17 protein-coding genes and 2 pseudogenes are annotated in these 14,914 nt (G+C 70.6%); 12 read left to right on the forward strand and 7 right to left on the reverse strand.

Annotated features, from left to right (window positions below):
• Nucleotides 1-15 precede the first annotated feature (15 nt).
• The 12 genes and pseudogenes from JGS22_RS06060 to JGS22_RS06110 all read left to right on the forward strand — a co-directional run bounded on the left by JGS22_RS06060 (nt 16) and on the right by JGS22_RS06110 (nt 9,337).
• Complete coding sequence (locus JGS22_RS06060) at nt 16-1,284, forward strand: type IV secretory system conjugative DNA transfer family protein (RefSeq protein WP_236073046.1); 1,269 nt, start codon at nt 16-18, stop codon at nt 1,282-1,284.
• Nucleotides 1,281-1,511, forward strand: a complete 231-nt coding sequence (locus JGS22_RS06065) for a hypothetical protein (protein ID WP_165684135.1) — start codon at nt 1,281-1,283, stop codon at nt 1,509-1,511. Before JGS22_RS06060 ends, JGS22_RS06065 begins: the two co-directional genes overlap by 4 nt.
• Entirely contained in the window at nt 1,508-2,680 is a 1,173-nt protein-coding gene (locus JGS22_RS06070; protein WP_216814862.1) for a DnaB-like helicase N-terminal domain-containing protein, read from the forward strand. The genes JGS22_RS06065 and JGS22_RS06070 overlap by 4 nt, the downstream gene beginning before the upstream one ends.
• Nucleotides 2,681-2,832: 152 nt before the next feature.
• Nucleotides 2,833-2,934 (forward strand): annotated as a pseudogene (locus JGS22_RS26755) (DNA cytosine methyltransferase); the annotation flags it as partial.
• A gap of 121 nt (nt 2,935-3,055) precedes the next feature.
• Nucleotides 3,056-3,961, forward strand: a pseudogene (locus JGS22_RS06075) (DNA cytosine methyltransferase); the annotation flags it as partial.
• Between the two features lie 93 nt (nt 3,962-4,054).
• A complete protein-coding gene (locus tag JGS22_RS06080; RefSeq protein WP_211042645.1) occupies nt 4,055-4,654 on the forward strand; it encodes a DUF4913 domain-containing protein in 600 nt (199 codons plus the stop codon).
• Nucleotides 4,651-5,430 carry a glycosyl hydrolase gene (locus tag JGS22_RS06085; protein ID WP_211042644.1) on the forward strand — a complete coding sequence of 260 codons (780 nt, stop codon included), beginning with the start codon at nt 4,651-4,653 and terminating at the stop codon, nt 5,428-5,430. Before JGS22_RS06080 ends, JGS22_RS06085 begins: the two co-directional genes overlap by 4 nt.
• Nucleotides 5,427-5,903, forward strand: coding sequence for a type II toxin-antitoxin system RelE family toxin (locus JGS22_RS06090; protein WP_211042643.1), 477 nt, complete (start codon nt 5,427-5,429; stop codon nt 5,901-5,903). Before JGS22_RS06085 ends, JGS22_RS06090 begins: the two co-directional genes overlap by 4 nt.
• Nucleotides 5,900-6,565: a hypothetical protein gene (locus tag JGS22_RS06095; RefSeq protein WP_211042642.1), complete on the forward strand. Its 666-nt coding sequence runs from the start codon at nt 5,900-5,902 to the stop codon at nt 6,563-6,565. Before JGS22_RS06090 ends, JGS22_RS06095 begins: the two co-directional genes overlap by 4 nt.
• Complete coding sequence (locus JGS22_RS06100; RefSeq protein WP_211042641.1) at nt 6,562-7,389, forward strand: large ATP-binding protein; 828 nt, start codon at nt 6,562-6,564, stop codon at nt 7,387-7,389. Before JGS22_RS06095 ends, JGS22_RS06100 begins: the two co-directional genes overlap by 4 nt.
• 24 nt (nt 7,390-7,413) lie before the next feature.
• Nucleotides 7,414-8,271, forward strand: coding sequence for a winged helix-turn-helix transcriptional regulator (locus JGS22_RS06105; RefSeq protein ID WP_211042640.1), 858 nt, complete (start codon nt 7,414-7,416; stop codon nt 8,269-8,271).
• 115 nt (nt 8,272-8,386) lie between these two features.
• Nucleotides 8,387-9,337, forward strand: coding sequence for an SPDY domain-containing protein (locus JGS22_RS06110; RefSeq protein ID WP_211042639.1), 951 nt, complete (start codon nt 8,387-8,389; stop codon nt 9,335-9,337).
• Nucleotides 9,338-9,487: 150 nt separating this feature from the next.
• Here JGS22_RS06110 and JGS22_RS06115 read toward each other — a convergent pair whose 3' ends face one another.
• The 7 genes from JGS22_RS06115 to JGS22_RS06145 form a co-directional block, all read right to left on the reverse strand.
• On the reverse strand, nt 9,488-9,784 hold the full coding sequence (locus JGS22_RS06115; RefSeq protein WP_211043812.1) for a hypothetical protein: 297 nt from the start codon (nt 9,782-9,784) through the stop codon (nt 9,488-9,490).
• A gap of 70 nt (nt 9,785-9,854) precedes the next feature.
• A complete protein-coding gene (locus tag JGS22_RS06120) occupies nt 9,855-10,724 on the reverse strand; it encodes an IS5 family transposase (RefSeq protein ID WP_211043814.1) in 870 nt (289 codons plus the stop codon).
• Nucleotides 10,725-10,778: 54 nt separating this feature from the next.
• On the reverse strand, nt 10,779-11,777 hold the full coding sequence (locus JGS22_RS06125) for an NAD-dependent epimerase/dehydratase family protein (RefSeq protein ID WP_308405538.1): 999 nt from the start codon (nt 11,775-11,777) through the stop codon (nt 10,779-10,781).
• A gap of 35 nt (nt 11,778-11,812) precedes the next feature.
• Complete coding sequence (locus tag JGS22_RS06130) at nt 11,813-12,649, reverse strand: aminoglycoside phosphotransferase/kinase family protein (RefSeq protein ID WP_211041852.1); 837 nt, start codon at nt 12,647-12,649, stop codon at nt 11,813-11,815.
• The gene (locus tag JGS22_RS06135; RefSeq protein ID WP_211041853.1) at nt 12,646-13,302 is read right to left on the reverse strand and encodes a histidine phosphatase family protein; all 657 of its coding nucleotides are present in this window, start codon (nt 13,300-13,302) and stop codon (nt 12,646-12,648) included. Before JGS22_RS06135 ends, JGS22_RS06130 begins: the two co-directional genes overlap by 4 nt.
• A complete protein-coding gene (locus JGS22_RS06140) occupies nt 13,299-14,057 on the reverse strand; it encodes a phosphotransferase (protein WP_211041854.1) in 759 nt (252 codons plus the stop codon). Before JGS22_RS06140 ends, JGS22_RS06135 begins: the two co-directional genes overlap by 4 nt.
• Nucleotides 14,054-14,905, reverse strand: coding sequence for a class I SAM-dependent methyltransferase (locus JGS22_RS06145; RefSeq protein WP_211041855.1), 852 nt, complete (start codon nt 14,903-14,905; stop codon nt 14,054-14,056). The genes JGS22_RS06140 and JGS22_RS06145 overlap by 4 nt, the downstream gene beginning before the upstream one ends.
• Nucleotides 14,906-14,914 lie beyond the last annotated feature (9 nt).

Here is a 14,914-nt window from a genome sequence, read left to right on the forward strand (position 1 = left end):
GTGATCGTCGCGATCATGGCCCCGCGTTCCGGCAAGACGTCCGGGCTGGCGATCCCCGCGATCCTCTCGGCACCGGGCCCGGTCCTGCTCACCAGTAACAAAGCCGCGAACGACGCCTTCACCACCACGGTGGACGCCCGTGCCGAGGTCGGCACGATCTGGACCCTCGATCCGCAGCAGATCGCCCACCACCCGCGCGAGATGTGGTGGGACATCCTCGCTGACGCCCGCGATCTCGCCGGGGCGAAGAGGTTGGCGGGGCACTTCGTGACCGCGAGCGTGGACGAGTCCAGCGGTTCCGACTTCTGGTCCACCGCCGCGAGCAACACCCTCGGTGCCCTCTTCCTCGCCGCCGCGTCCCACCGGCGGCCGATCACCGACGTCCTGGCCTGGCTCGCGATGCCGGCCGACCGCACCCCGGTGGACCTGCTCACCGACGCCGGCCACCATGCGGTCGCCGCCCAGCTCCAGGGCACCGTCTCCGGCGCGACCGAAACGCGCGACGGCATCTATGAGACGGCGAGGCAGTACGCGAGCTGCCTGCTCGACCCGGACGTCGCCGCCTGGGTCACCCCCAACGACGACCTTCCCGAGTTCCAGCCGTTCGCCTTCGCCACGTCCCGCGACACCTTGTACCTGCTGAGCAAGGACGGCGGCGGCAGTGCGTCCGCGATCATCGCGGCGGCGGCCGACGCCGTGATGCGCGCGGCCGTGATCGTGGCCGAGCGCTCCGGCGGGCGACTCGACCCGCCCGCCCTTTGCGTCCTCGACGAGGCGGCGAATGTCTGCCGCATCTCGGACCTCCCTGATCTCTACAGCCACCTGGGCAGCCGAGGCGTCATCCCGATGACGATCCTGCAGTCCTACCGTCAGGGCCAGCGGTGCTGGGGCGAGGCCGGTATGGACGCCCTGTACTCCGCCGCCACCATCAAGATCATCGGATCTGGCATCGACGACGCGGACTTCGCCGACCGGCTCAGCCGTCAGGTCGGCGATCACGAAGTCCAGACCACCTCGGTGTCGACCAGCGAGGGCGGCAAGTCCACCTCGGTGAGCATGCGCACGGAACGGATCCTTCCGCCGGACGCCATCCGCGCCCTGCCCAAGGGCAAGGTGCTGCTGCTGGCCACCGGCATCCGGGTCGCCATGCTCAACCTCAAGCCCTGGTACAAGGAGCCCTCCGCCAAGGTGGTCGGCCCGGCTTCCGCTCGCGCCACGAAGGCCATCACCGAGCGTGCCCTCGCGAAGAGCATCGGCCAGGACGATCTTGGACTGTCGGCATGAGCGCGCCCACACCACAGCAAGGGCGGTTGGCCCACGCTCCGGTCGTCCTGCGCGGTGGCCGGTGGTGGCTTGACGGCGGGGCAGGCTCGGTTCCCGCCTCCGATCCCGCCTTCACCGCCGTCCTGGACGACTTCGCGCTGTCGATGGCCGCTGCCGACCAGGCAGTCGCCAACCTCCTCATCCGGCAGGACGAGGCGCCCTGCGTTGATCCCGGAGGCCGGCGGTGAACCCGCTGATGAGCGCCGAGCAGGCGGTCCTCGGTGCCGCACTACTCGACCCCGAGCAGCTCACGCACCTGGAGTGGCTCGCTGCGGACCACTTCTATCGGCCCGTCCACCAGGCGCTGTTCGCCGCGCTCCGCAAGCTGCGCAACGACGGGCATCCCGCGCTCTCGGCCGCTGGTCCGTTGCCGCTGTCGTGGGTGACCGACGCGGTCGAGGAGGCCGGACAGCACGTGCGCGGGCTGACCGCGGCGTACGCTCACACCCTGATCCAGGCGTGTCCCCGAACCGAGCACGCCCCGGTGTACGGACGCATGGTGCTGGAGGGGGCGATTCACCGCACCGTCGCCCAGCACGCGATCCGTCTCCACCAGGCGGCTCGGGCCGACGCCGTCCAGGGCGAGGTCGAGGGAGCCTTGCGCACGGCGGACGTCCTGACCGGCGTACTCACCGACCTTGCACGACGCTGGGGAACCGATCCTCGACCGGTCCCACCCACCGCTGGGCCCTCTGCCGCCACGGACATCCCGCCTCCGGCGCAGAGCGGCCAGGTCGCCGAGGACGAGCGCTTCCTCCTGGCCGTCCTCGCCGAACAGCCGGGGGCCATGGGCGAGGTGGTGGCCTGGCTGCGGCCGGGAGACTTTGCCGACGCGACCCACGGGCAGCTCTACCGGTGCCTGGGCGCGCTGCACCACCGGGGCGAACCCATCGACCGGATCACCCTGCTCTGGGAGGCCCAGCGACGCGGTCTGCTGGCCGACGGCACTGTGTCGAGCGAGCAGCTGACCGCCGTCTGCGAAGGCATGGTCCCCGGAAGCGCTGACTGGTTCGGACAGCGGGTGATGCGCTCCTCCGTCACCCGCACCGCCGCCGCCTCCGCGCGAGCCATCCGGACCCTGGCCCAGGACGAGGTTCTGGGGCCCGGCCGGCTGATCAACCACGCCATGCACGAACTCGGTCCGCTCGACGAGGTACGTGCCCGCTGGTCCACCGCGAACAGCAGTCCGGCTCCGAAGGCCACGGCATCCGCTCCGTCGGCGGCCGAGCCGCCGTCCGACCGAGTGAAGGCCGCCCGCGCCCGCAGCACACCCCGCCCAGGCGCGTCACCCCCAGCCCCGGCCAGCCGTCTCCCCACGCTGTCAGCAGCCCGACCACCCTCGCGCGGCCACCCGTGAGGCCCCCTCCCCACCAGCCTCTTCTGCCCCTGGAAATCGCCTTGATCTACCCCATCTCCGCAGCCGCGCCGGACCTACGCACCACGGCCCCGTGGCTCGCCGCCCCGTTGATCGGGTCTCTCTGCTCGGGGTACGGCGGCCTCGACCTGGGTGTGCAGTCCGCGCTCGGCGGCACGCTCGCCTGGCATGCCGAGGTCGACCCGAACGCCTCACGCATCCTGGCCCGCCACTGGCCCGGCGTCCCGAACCTGGGCGATATCACCGCCGTCGACTGGTCCACCGTCCCCCGGGTGTGCGTCCTGACGGCCGGCTTCCCCTGTCAAAGACGTCTCGGTCGCCGGCCGCCGGGCCGGACTCAACGCCCAGACCCGCTCCGGGCTCTGGCTGCACGTCGCCCGTGCGGTCGCAGCCCTCCGACCCTGCCTGGTTGTGATCGAGAATGTGCGCGGCCTCCTCACCTCCCCCGCCGGTTCCCCTGGCGACGTGGAACCCTGCCCGTGGTGTCTGGGAGACACCGCAGGTCAGCCTGCTCTGCGGGCACTCGGTGCCGTACTCGGATCCCTGGCCGACCTCGGGTACGACGCGAAGTGGCTCGTGCTTCGCGCCTCCGACGTCGGGGCCCCGCACCGCCGCGAGCGGACCTTCCTCGCCGCATGGCCCGCCGGGCACTCTGCTGAAGACGCCGACCAGCAACATCGGGAAGAACGGCGGCAGCCAGCATCCATCGAAGCGGAAGAGCGGGGGGCACGGTCCGAACCTGGCCGACGAGGTCGAGTGGCTGCTGCTGCCGACCCCGAAGGCGTCGGACGGAATCAAGGGTTCGCCGAACCAGCGGCACGGCAATGGCGACATGACCCTGCCCAGCGCGGCTGCGTCTCTGTTGCCGACGCCGAGGGCCAGCAACACGGGCACCCCGGGCCACCGCCCCGGGAAGGGATGGCGGCCTCCCTTGTCGGCGGTGGTCCTGCCCCTCTGGGCGGAGGAGACGCCGGAGGCGGGGGCGCGGACCGGCGATGGGGAGCGTACGGATCCGCCATCACCCGATGGGAGAGCCTCACCCGCCCGGCCCCGGCCCCCACGGACGGCGCCGGTCGGCTCCGCGCGGACTTCGTGGAGTGGATGCAGGGCCTCGACGCCGGCTGGGTCACCGCGACTCCGGGGCTCGGACGTCCAGCGCAGCTCACCGCGCTCGGCAACGGCGTCGTCCCACAACAGGCTTCGCGCGCCTTGCAGTTGCTGGCACCACCCTTCCCCCGCTGTCCCCGCTGCGCCGACCGATAGCGCTCCACTACCGCGATTCTCCGGCCGGACCAAACCGCTGATTCTCCGGATCCTCTCGGGCATGTCGCCGTCTCACAGATGGAGCACACCCCCATGGCCGACACCAGCCAGACCTCCCCCGGCCCCGAGCCGTACCGCGTCCCCGACGCAGACCTCGACGACCTCGCCAGCACCCTCGCCAAGACCATGGCCGAGGTCAGGCAGCACGGCGTCATCCTCGACCGCCTCGGCTCCGAGCCCGAATCCGGCGCCATCCAGCCGCCGGACGGCGCTTCGGAAGCCGAGGCGGCTGACGGGAAGAAGCGCGACGGCCCCACCTCGGTGTTCATCCTCGCCCTGGGCGGCAAGGAATATGCCGTCGAACTCGCTGCCCTCAGCGACTGGGTGAACTACCTCTTCCTGCCGGTGTACGGCCGGGAGATCAGCACGAGCCGTCCCTGGTGCGCGCACTGGCACGAACACCCCGAGGCCGTCGCCCGGCTCCACGCACTCTGGCTCGCCTGGCAGCAGTTCACCGACACGGAGGCCGGCCTGTCCGGCCCCTCGACCTGGCACCGCGACCACCTGGACCAAACCCTGGCGCACCTGCGTGCGCCCGACGGACCGTTCGCGGCCTGCACGACCAACGCAACCCGCCCCAATCACCGGGTGCTGGCCACCCCGGCGCCCGAGCAGGCGGGGGCGGCGGCATGAACGACATTCTCGACTTCGGCCTCGACGCTCTCTCGCCAGTCGACGACGACTCCGAGGAAGCGATGGAGGCCCTCTGGACTGGCGACTTGACGGTGCTGTCCCAGCACCACACCACGCCCAACGGTTCGCACAGCTTCGTCCTCGCCCACGACCGATCGGTCGCCTGGGGGATACCCGGCGAGCCACAGCTCGTTGCGATCGCAGTCGCTCGGGATCTGCGGCAGTCCGCGTTCACGTTCGAGACGAGTCACCACGCCACGGCGTCCTTCGCACAGAACTGGCTGGCAGAACGCGGCTGCCCGCTCGAACGGATCGCACTGCGCGGTGGCGACTACATCGAGCCCGCCGACGACCTCACCCTCCAGGTGAAACAGCAGATCCAGAAGTCGGGCACCCGCTACGAGGTCCTCGACACCTACACCTCCGACGACAACCCCAGCGAGGCGTGGACACTCGTCAACGACTCCCAGGCCACCCAGGCACCGGTTCGCCTCTTCTACGAGGAGTGGAACCACGATGCCGGCACGTACACGATGCGCGAAGGCGCCTTCCCCGACGTCGGCGTCGCCCAGACCTGGCTGGACGAGCGCAGCGAACCGCTGCCCGAGCCTCCGGAGTACAGCGACCACAACGGTGCTGTCGTCCGGGCCCGCATCGCCCGCATCGCCCTTTCCCGGTCCGCCGGAACCTCTCCGACACCACAGACCGGGCTCGACGCGCCCCGCGCGACAGCGGAGGCACCGGTCCAGCGCGCGGTTCAGGGGAGGCTGCTGTGAGCCACGCCCGCTTCGCCTTCGCCGCGCACCCTGACGCCATCGCCGACCTGCGGGAACTCCCGCCCGAGATGCGCGATTTGGCCTTGTTGGAGCTGCAGAACCTGGTCCACGGAAGCGACGACTGCTTGCCGTTGAAGGGCCGTCTCGCCGGCTTCCACAAGGTGTACGTCGACCCGGAGGTCTCTTACCGGCTGGTCATCCAGTTCCGTCAAGCGCCACCGACCTCGACCCACAAGCGCGAGATCTACCTCGTGGCGGCTGGCAGCCGGAAGGACTACGCGGTCTACCGCGCGGCCCACCTGCGGACTGGCCCCCAGCAAGGGGTCGGCCCGGACTCCGCCACGGAGGCCCGTGTGCAGGCCGCCCGGTCTCGCTCGACGCTCACCACCGAACGGCCGACAACGGGCCGCGCGGCTGCCCCGTCACCAGCGCCGCCCTCGGCCGCTGCTTCTCGAAAGGTCGCCCAGCGATGACCAACGACCGTACTGCGCTGACTCGTTCAGAGCTGGCGGACCTCCTCACCGAGGCCGCTCAGAACGTCGGCGGCATCCCTGCCGCCGAGTACCCGACGGCTGCCGCCCGCTCCTACCTGCATCCCGTCTTGGGTCCGCTGGCCGCTGGGCCCCGCGTGATCACCGAGCTGAACGACCGGTTCGAGGGCTTCGTGGCCACCGAGCCCCGCCCTGCTGGTTCGGCGGGCCTGTTCGCTCTGGCCTCCTACGCCTCCGCGCTGGGGTGGCTCACCGAGTCGTTCGCCGAGCTGACCTCCTCGGTCGATGAGATCTGTACCCGCGTGGGCATCCCTACGGAGCCTTGCGCTCCGATCGTCGCCGCGCCCGGTGGTACTGAGCGGGACGACGAGTTCGACTTCGCCTTCAACGCACTTGAGTTGGAGGCGGTCCGCAACGCAGCCGAGGTGGCCGGTCTCGCGCCGGACGACTACGTCGAGGTTCTCTCCCAGTCGCTGCTCGCCGCCGCCCGGATCACCGACGCCTGCATGGAGATCTCCAGCGGCTTGCTCGATGACGCCGATCTCCTCAGCGAAGTGAGCGACCGCCCTCGGCTCGACAACGATCCCGGGAGCCTGCCCGCTCTGGTCCGCTCCCTGCTCGCCCGGATGGAGGCAACGGAGTGAACCCGTACGACGCAGACACACACCCTGGGCCTTATCTCGTCGTCGAAGTGCTCGGTGTCGGGGATGTCAGCGTGCACGCCCTCGCACATGGTCCGGAGGAGCCGCTGCACCAGGCCGCTACACGCGTCATCGAAGCCGCAGCGGCGTTGGACGAGCGACACGAGAGCGTGCTCAACGCGGTCCAGCGCGCTCAGCGGCTGCTCGAAGGCACTGGTCGGGGTGAAGGCGGCCGAGCCCAGGTGTCGTACGCGCTGCTGCGGACAGCACTCCCCGAACTCGGAGACGTTCTGGCGCAGCAAGACCGGGCGTACAGCCAGCTCGTCGAGTCCCTGTCCGCCTACCGCCGGCTTCTTTCCTCGCCCGAGCCTGCTCAACGCGCGACCAACAGGAGCCACGGGCAGGGCCAGAAGACGCGGCCCCACCGGGACGACGACTGGGCCGTTGCCGGGGGGCGCGGGCTGGTAGCCCTCGAAGCGGTTGCGGCCGGAGGTGTTCGCTTTCGTCGCAACGCGATCGGCGAGGACCCGTACATCTCGCGGGGGAAGGCCCAGTGGCAGGACCCGGCGATCTTCCCGCAGACCGTGCAGCGGCTGGTCGCCGACGGGCTACTGCATCAGGACATCACCGAGAACGTGTACCGGCCCGGCCAGCTCCTCTCGCTCACTGCGCAGGGGGAAGCCGCCCTGCGGGATGGTCGCGCGACGACCTCCCGGGTGTCCGCCGCCCTCGGCCGCACCACCACGCGGACCACGTCAGGCGCGCTCTCCGACCCGGCCGCCGTGCCCGTCGCCAGGACCTCCCTCGCGACCCCCCGCTCACGCTGACCTCATCCCGATAAGGACCCCACCATGGCTACCCCCGGCCTGCCTCCCACCTTCTCCATCGCTTCCATCGACGCCCAGCGCGTCGAGCAGGCTCTCGCCCGGATCGGGCCCAAGTGGACCACCTGGACCGCGATGACTCTGGCCCAGGTGAACGGCCCCGTGCGCGTCCGCGACGTTGCTGCGCAGCTCCCCTTCGTCAGTGAGCAGTTCGTCGGCAAACGGCTGGCCACGCTGCACGCTGACGGATTGGTGATCCGCGAGGACGACCGGCGGGGTGCGCCGTACCGGCTCAGCGCGCTCGGCACGTCTCTGGCCCCCGTCCTCCGCACGGTCTCGGACTGGTCCCGCACCCACCTGACACAAGAACCGATGGCCGAAGCCGAGCGTGTCGAGGACGCGCTGCGCCGCCTGCATCTTCGGCACTCAACTGCCGTGATTCAGGCCCTCGATTCGGCTGACGGCCAGATGCGGTTCGTTCACATCGCCGAGGCGGCCGGTCTGGACAACGGCCTCGCACGGCAGCGACTTGTCCGGCTTCAGGCCGATGGCCTGGTCACGCGGACGGGCTCCCGGCACGGAGACCCGTACGTGCTCACCGATGCCGGCCAGGCGTTGGGGGCCGTCTACGCGAGTGTCGAGCACTGGAGCCAGCCCTTCGCGCTGCGAGGTGGAACAGCGGCACCGCGTCCGACAGCGGCAGCCACGCGCACCCACGTCGGCATTCCGCTGGGGGCGGGAGCCGACAGCGCCCGGACCGCGGCGGCCCTACGACGGAGCGCCGCCGCGTCGAACGTCATGTTCAGCCACGCGCCTCAGCCGGAACCGCGGGTGCCGTCGGCCGTGACCGCCCAGTCGGCACCGGGCCGGGGCCGGGGCCGGTGACGGGGGTGAGAACGAGAGGCCACTCGCCGCCACTACGGCATCCGCGTGCGCTCCGGCGGCTCCCGCCGCTGCATACGCGGATCCGTTCTCCTCCTTCGCTTCCGGAGACTCGACCATGTACGCCCCTGATGACCCGACCCGGTACCAAGAGGTACTGGTCAGCCCCATGTATCTGGCTGGTTCCAACGGGACCGGCGAGGCTGGCTTCGCGCCCGTCGCCCACTGGCCCCATCAGTACCTCGATGAGGGCCCCTGCCAGCTCCTCGTGACCTCTCCCGACCAACGGATTCGGATCGGCTGGTTCGGCGACGACTTCGAACTGTGGAAGATCAGCGCAGCTGAGGACGCCTTCTCGGCGCCTCGCTGGACGGCGACGTTCAACCACGTCACCCCGGCCGAGATGGCCGCCGGCCTCACCGCCGCACTGGTCCAGGACTACGACGAAGCCATCGCCTCCGACACCCCCGGCCGCTTCTTGACAGGACCAACCGTCCCCTGGAGGGACACCGTCCGGCCGCTGACCGATGCCGGCTGGAACCTTGACGGAGCTGCTGAACTCGGCACCGTCGAGATCATCGCTCCTGACGACCAAGCGGGCATCCTCATCGATCGGCGCGGCTACGGCTCCGACCGCACGACCGTCGAGCTGTGGGCTGGCCCGCCGGGCTGGGGCACTCGTGCCGAAGCGACGTTCACGGCCCGCACCCCGTCCCACTTGATCGCCGCAACCGCCGCTGTGATGGCGAAGTCGACCCCGGTGGTCCGTGAACGCCACCAAGTCGACCGGCGGATGCAACACCTTGTCACGATGACCCCTGTCGCTTCGGCCACGCCGATCGCCGAGGCTCAGGTTTCGCGCGCTCCGACTCCGCTGGACGTACGCCGCACCGCGGTCACCCAGGCCGTACACCGTGCCGCGCGGGCACCACGCACAGCAGCCGACCTCCGGGTGATGGCCGCGCAGAGCCGCTCCACGGGGGCGGCGCAGAAACGGACGGGACACCCCCCGCCCGCGACCTCTGCCCGGCTGCCGGCCAGCTCGCCGACGCCCCGGCGCGGACGCTGACTCCCACCCCAGGCCGCACTCCACTCGCGACCGTCCCCGCCCAACAGGAGTTCCACCATGCCCACCACCACCATGCTCGACCAGGCCACGGCCATGATCGAGAACGCCTGGGGCCAGCCCATCGAAGCTCTTGAGGTCCTAGGCCGTGTTTTAGAAGTCGCGGGCGGCCAGCCATTTGGTGAGGTCGCCCGCGATCCGGTCACGATGGTTCTCGATGGCGATGTCGTGCTCGCGGCAGGTGGTGTCGTGGCGGACGATCTCGAATCCGTCCTCGTCTAGGACGGAGACAGAGGCGAACCAGGCTGGCTCGTCCTCGTCGGGCTGGATGACGATGAAGGTGTTGTCGCTGTCGTTCAGATCGCTGATCAGCATGAATAGGGCATCCTCGGACGGGTCGTCGACGTGGTCGCCGTTCTCGCTGTCGGCGCAGTAGTGCCCGGCGGCCACAGGTCCTCCCCATGTGCGTGCTGATCGAACCGGTGGCCAGGATGGCACGGCCGGACGACCAGCCGATGGGTCACAGCCACTGGTGGATCGCCGCGATCTGCACGGTGGCCTCGAAGCGGACCGCCAGCTTGTCGTAACGCGTCGCCACCGCCCGGTGTTGCTTGAGCCGGCTGATCCCGCACTCGACCGCATGTCGGGCCTTGTAGTCCTCCCGATCGAAGGCCGGTGGCCTGCCGCCCACACGGCCTCGACGCTTGCGGTGGCGGATCTGATCGGCCGGCTCGGCGATGGTGCACCGGATCCCGCGTCTGCGCAGGTAGGCACGATTCGCGCGAGACGAGTACGCCTTGTCACCCCGCACCCGCAGTGGCCTGCGCCTGGGGCGCCCGCCACCGACCTTGGGCACCCCAATCGCTTCGAGGACCGGTTCGAACTGCGGGCTGTCACCCCGCTGTCCTGCCGTGACCAGCAGCGACAGCGGCTTCTGGCCCTGCTCGCAGGCCAGATGAATCTTCGTGCTGAACCCGCCCCTGGACCGTCCCAGGCCGTGATCGTCCGGCTCTTGGCCGACCCCGCCGGGCGGCTCCTTCTGCCCGACCCCGTCTCGGCGGGCACCAGCGGCGTGCTGATGAGCCCGGCAGACCGTGGAGTCGACGTTCACCTCCCACGTGACCAGCCCGGCCGCATCGGCCCGCGCCTGGAGCGAGGCCAGCAGCCGAACCCACACACCCTCGCGTTGCCACCGGCGGAAGAGCCCATACACGGTCTGCCAGGGTCCGTACTCGCCCGGCAGATCACGCCAGGGAACACCGGTCCGCACCCGCCACCGCACCCCGTCGATCAAACGCCGACGGTTCTGCGGCCGACGACCCAACCTCACCGCCGGCAACAACGGCTCCAGCACCGACCACTGCTCATCAGAAAGATCCCCTCGCCCCACACCATGATCATCACGCCGCAAGGCAAGACCCGGAGACCAGTTCTAAAACACGGCCTAGGCGGCACGGCTGTAGTCCGGCACCGGGGAGGCCAGCGCCTGCATGTGAGCGCGCAGTCCGCTGTGGAGGTCGACGCGCGGCTGCCAGCCGAGGACCTCTCCCGCACGGCCGGGGTCGGCACGCGTGAGGAGGACGTCCCCGTTGCGCACGTGGTCCTGATGGAGCTGGATCTCGCGGCCGGTGAGGCTGTTGGCGATGTTGATCACGTCCAGCAGGGACGCGCTCGAGCCACCGCCGACGTTGATGGTGCCGTGCGCGTTCGGGACGGTGCCGGCGGCGATCGTGGCTGCGACCACGTCGTCGATGTAGGTGAAGTCGCGGCGCTGGTGACCGTCTCCGTAAAGGCGCAGGGGTTGTCCGGTCAGGGCGGCGTACAGGGCGCGGTGGGTGAACATGTCGGCACGCTGCCGGGGGCCGTAGACGGTGAAGTACCGCAGGGCGACCACGCTGGGGCCGACGGGGCGCTCGGCGTAGGCGAGACAGAGCTGCTCCTCGGCCAGCTTGGTCACGGCGTACGGGGAAGCGGGGTTGGGGCGGTCGGTCTCGCGACTCGCTTCGCCGTCGGTCGGGCCGTAGACGCTGGAGGAGGAGGCTACGACGAGTCGGGATACGCCGATCCGGGTGGAGGCTTCGAGGACGCGGTGGGTGGCCAGCACGTTGGACGCGAGGTAGTCGCCGAACTGCGGTCCCCACGAGGGCCGTACGCCGGGGATGCCGGCGAGGTGGAAGACGGCATCGGCGTCGATCAGGAGCGGGTCGATCGCGCAGTGGAGGAGGTCGGCCGTGACGTGGTGGTATCCCGGGCGACCCCGCAGCGCGGCGAGGTTGACGGCGGCCGTCGGGTCGGTAGACGGGTCTCGGCGGTCCACGCCAATCACGGTGGTGCCGGCCTGGACGAGGGCGTGGGCGAGGTGGGAGCCAATGAATCCGGCGGAGCCGGTCACCACGGCCCGTCGGGGCGAAGCGCTGGTCGGGGGCTGCTCGTGCTGTGGCACGGAGATCTCCAGAGTGGTGTCGTCTAAGGGGCTGGTCAGGTGAGCCGCGACAGGACGGTTCTGCCGTGCGCGCTGAGCGCGGCGTCGTCCTCTTGGTGGCCCTTGACCAGGGCTGTGGCCGCCTCGATGGCGCCGAAGGACTCCAGGAGGCGTCGTTCGAGGTCGTTGGGCGAGCGTCCGTAGCCGTCGAAGAAGGCGGTGCGGAGGTGGGGGGCTGCCTGCCAGCGTCGGAATTCGAGCCGGGCGAAGTCGCGGACCCTGGCGTCGCGTCGCATGTGCTCGAAGTCGTAGATGCCGAAGGTGTCGCCGAGCAGCCAGTTGCGCGGCTGGTAGTCGAGGTGGCAGATCGCGCTGTCCATGTGGCTAGTCCCCAGGATGACCGCGTGGTGCTTCAGCAGGTTCTCCTCGGCCGCGTCGAGCAGGTCGGCTCGGACGGCCCGGTCGATCCACCCCTGGAACCGCTCGGCGAGTGAGGCGCCGACGGCACCGCCCTGGGGCATGGCCGTGGCCCGGTGCAGCTTGCCCAGCACGTGCCCGGCCTCGTGGTGGGCCAGCTCCTCCTCGGGCGAGCCCGGAGCGAAGGTGTCCGCGCGGTCGCCTGCGAGTGCGGTGAGCAGCAGGGTGTGGGTGGCATCATCCCGGCCGACCAACCCCGGTGCATGGCCGGTCAGATGGGTGACCCACGCCCTGTAGGCGTGGAGTTCTCCGGCGTACCGGTCACGCTCCGCGTGCTGCTTCGCGATGTACTGACGCCCGTCACCGGCCACCAGGCGTACGACGCGGGGCCGGAGCGCGGGGTCCGCTGCGATGTCGACTGCGCCGAGGAGGTGGTGCGCCAGTCGTATCCGGGGGTCGTCCGCGGTCGCGATCACGGAGTCGGCTCCGGCGTGAGGAGACTGAGGTGCTCGGTGTCGTTGTGCCGGTCGAGCATCCAGCGGGTCTGGCCCAGGCGGTTGCGGTGGTGCTGCCAGCGGGTGATGGAGGCGTGGTTGTGGGTGAACCCGGACGGCGAGCCGATCGGGATGCCGAGCAGCAGGGTGTGGGCGGTGATCACCGTCTCCCCGTGGGCGGCGAAGACGACGCGCTTGCCGTGGTTCTCCTCGATGAGCTGGCTCAGGTTCCTGCCGGCGCGCTCCAGGAACCCGTTCCAGGTGTCGGAGCCGTTGGCCCAGGGCGTGTCGGGGTGAGCGTGCGGCCCGCCGTCGGCGGCCGTCTTCACCGCGTCCCAGGGCCGGCCGTCGGCGTCGCCGTGGACCGGGCCGTCGAGTCGGTCGTCGTGGTGCACGGGGATCTGGAGCGTCTGGGCGATGATCTCGCCGGTCTGGACGAGGCGGATCCGCGGGCCGGTGTAGATGACGTCGAAGGGCTTCTTAAGGTGCTCGGTGGCCAGGCGGCGTGCGGCCTGTTCGGCTTGCGCGTACCCGAGGTTGGTCAGGCCGGTGCAGGTGCGCGGGCCCCCGACGAGGCCGTCGGCGTTGCACTGGGCCTGGCCGTGCCGGACGAAGACGAGTTCGGTGGTGATCACGAGGCTCCTCGGTGGCTGAAACGGAGGGGCAGGCTGTAGTGGTAGCCGTTGCGGCCGACGTACGGGGCGGTGAGCACGGCGTGCAGGCCCAGGAAGCTGTCGAGCTGGCCCCGGTCCGTCGTGCCCAGCCGGGCGTCGTGGCGTCGGGCTGCCGCGTTGTACGCGAGCAGGGCGGTGGTGACGGCTTGGTCCGTGAGCGGCCCGTAGGTCAGGTGGAGCGTCGCGACGAGCTTGGCGAGGTCGTAGCCCAGCGGGGCGAGGGACAGGTCGTCGGTGTCGACGGCAACGATGTCTTGCGTGGTGATGATGAAGTTCCGCGGGTTGCTGTCCTTGTAGAAGGCGCAAGGTCCCTCGGCGGTCGCTTGCAGCAGGCCGAGCATCGCGTGCAGTGCCGTCTTGTTCGGCAGGTAGCCCTGCTCGTGGCGTCGCCGCAGAGCGACCCTCCGGGGACCGAGGTAGTCGTCGAACTGCGTGCCGTCCCGGAAGTGGTGCGGGGTGTCCAGCGATGCGGAGTGCAGGTCGCTGGCCCAGGCGGCACCGTGGGCGTGGCCGAGCAGTTCCGCCACGCGCGGGAGGTCCTCGGGGCGTACGGGGCGGCCCTCGATCCGTTCGAACGTCAGGGACTGCGGTCCGGCGGTGTGGAGGGCCGGCTGCCGCAGCGGCTTGGCGTGCGCGGTAAGCCACCGGTAGTGGCGCACCGCCCCTGCCGCGCGCTCGGGTTCCGCGTAGTGCTTGGTGAACGGGGCGGGGCTCATGCCGGCTCACCTACTTCCTTCGGCTGGGCGACGACGAAGGTGATCCGGGACCGGGTGGTCAGCGGCTGGTCGGGAAGGAACTCGTGCAGGGTCGCCGCCAAGGCCCTGGGGTTGCCGTATAAGCCGGGAGCCAGGTCGTACTTGGGGTTGGTGGCCAGGTACTGCGCCGAGTGGTCGTGGCCGTCGAAGGTGAAGACGTGCTCCTCGTCCAGGGCGGCGATCACGTCGAGCGAGGAGGCTGCCACCACGGCGAGGTTTCCGCTGTGGGCTGCGGTGTAGAGGCTCTCGTGCTGGGCGGCACGCGGATCGAGACCGGCGGAGGCAACCAGCTGGTCCATCTCCCGGTAGCTGTCGAGGCCCTTGGTGACGAGCACGGCCACACCACCGGGGGCGAGGACCCTGGCGATCTGCCCGACGACGTCCTCGGGGCGCGGCGAGTGGTAGAGGCAGAACGCCGCGACGACGACGTCGCTCGACCCGTCGGGCAGAGGGAGGTCATGGAAGTCGCCTTCGACGAACTCCACCGTGCTGTCGGGCAGGTCCTTGGCGCGCTCGCGGGCCTGGGCGAGCAGGGAGGGGGCGGCGTCCAGGCCCACGACGTGCTTGGGCCGGAGCTGCTCGGCGATGACGAGGCTGCTCGTGCCGCGACCGCAGCCGATGTCGAGCACCACGCCGAGCCGGTCTGGCCGGGCGTGGTGGGTCTGTACCAGGCTGACGATCGTCTCGGGCACCGGGTGTCCGGCGGTCTTGGCGCGCATCAGGGCACTGGTCCGCCCGGCCAGCCGCGAGGCGTGTCCGTACAACTCCGACTGCCGGGCGGGGTCCAGGAACGGGTTGGGCTCGTTCATGCCGCACCC

The sequence above is a fragment of the Streptomyces tardus genome (assembly GCF_018101125.2).
Classification (GTDB): domain Bacteria; phylum Actinomycetota; class Actinomycetes; order Streptomycetales; family Streptomycetaceae; genus Streptomyces; species Streptomyces tardus.

Bases quoted from the DNA above. Each gene is read 5' to 3' on its own strand.
- JGS22_RS06140 (WP_211041854.1), bottom strand. From the start codon at position 14,057: ATGAGCCCCGCCCCGTTCACCAAGCACTACGCGGAACCCGAGCGCGCG.
- JGS22_RS06080 (WP_211042645.1), top strand. From the start codon at position 4,055: ATGGCCGACACCAGCCAGACCTCCCCCGGCCCCGAGCCGTACCGCGTC.
- JGS22_RS06095 (WP_211042642.1), top strand. From the start codon at position 5,900: ATGACCAACGACCGTACTGCGCTGACTCGTTCAGAGCTGGCGGACCTC.
- JGS22_RS06065 (WP_165684135.1), top strand. From the start codon at position 1,281: ATGAGCGCGCCCACACCACAGCAAGGGCGGTTGGCCCACGCTCCGGTC.
- JGS22_RS06060 (WP_236073046.1), top strand. From the start codon at position 16: ATGGCCCCGCGTTCCGGCAAGACGTCCGGGCTGGCGATCCCCGCGATC.
- JGS22_RS06105 (WP_211042640.1), top strand. From the start codon at position 7,414: ATGGCTACCCCCGGCCTGCCTCCCACCTTCTCCATCGCTTCCATCGAC.
- JGS22_RS06085 (WP_211042644.1), top strand. From the start codon at position 4,651: ATGAACGACATTCTCGACTTCGGCCTCGACGCTCTCTCGCCAGTCGAC.
- JGS22_RS06110 (WP_211042639.1), top strand. From the start codon at position 8,387: ATGTACGCCCCTGATGACCCGACCCGGTACCAAGAGGTACTGGTCAGC.
- JGS22_RS06145 (WP_211041855.1), bottom strand. From the start codon at position 14,905: ATGAACGAGCCCAACCCGTTCCTGGACCCCGCCCGGCAGTCGGAGTTG.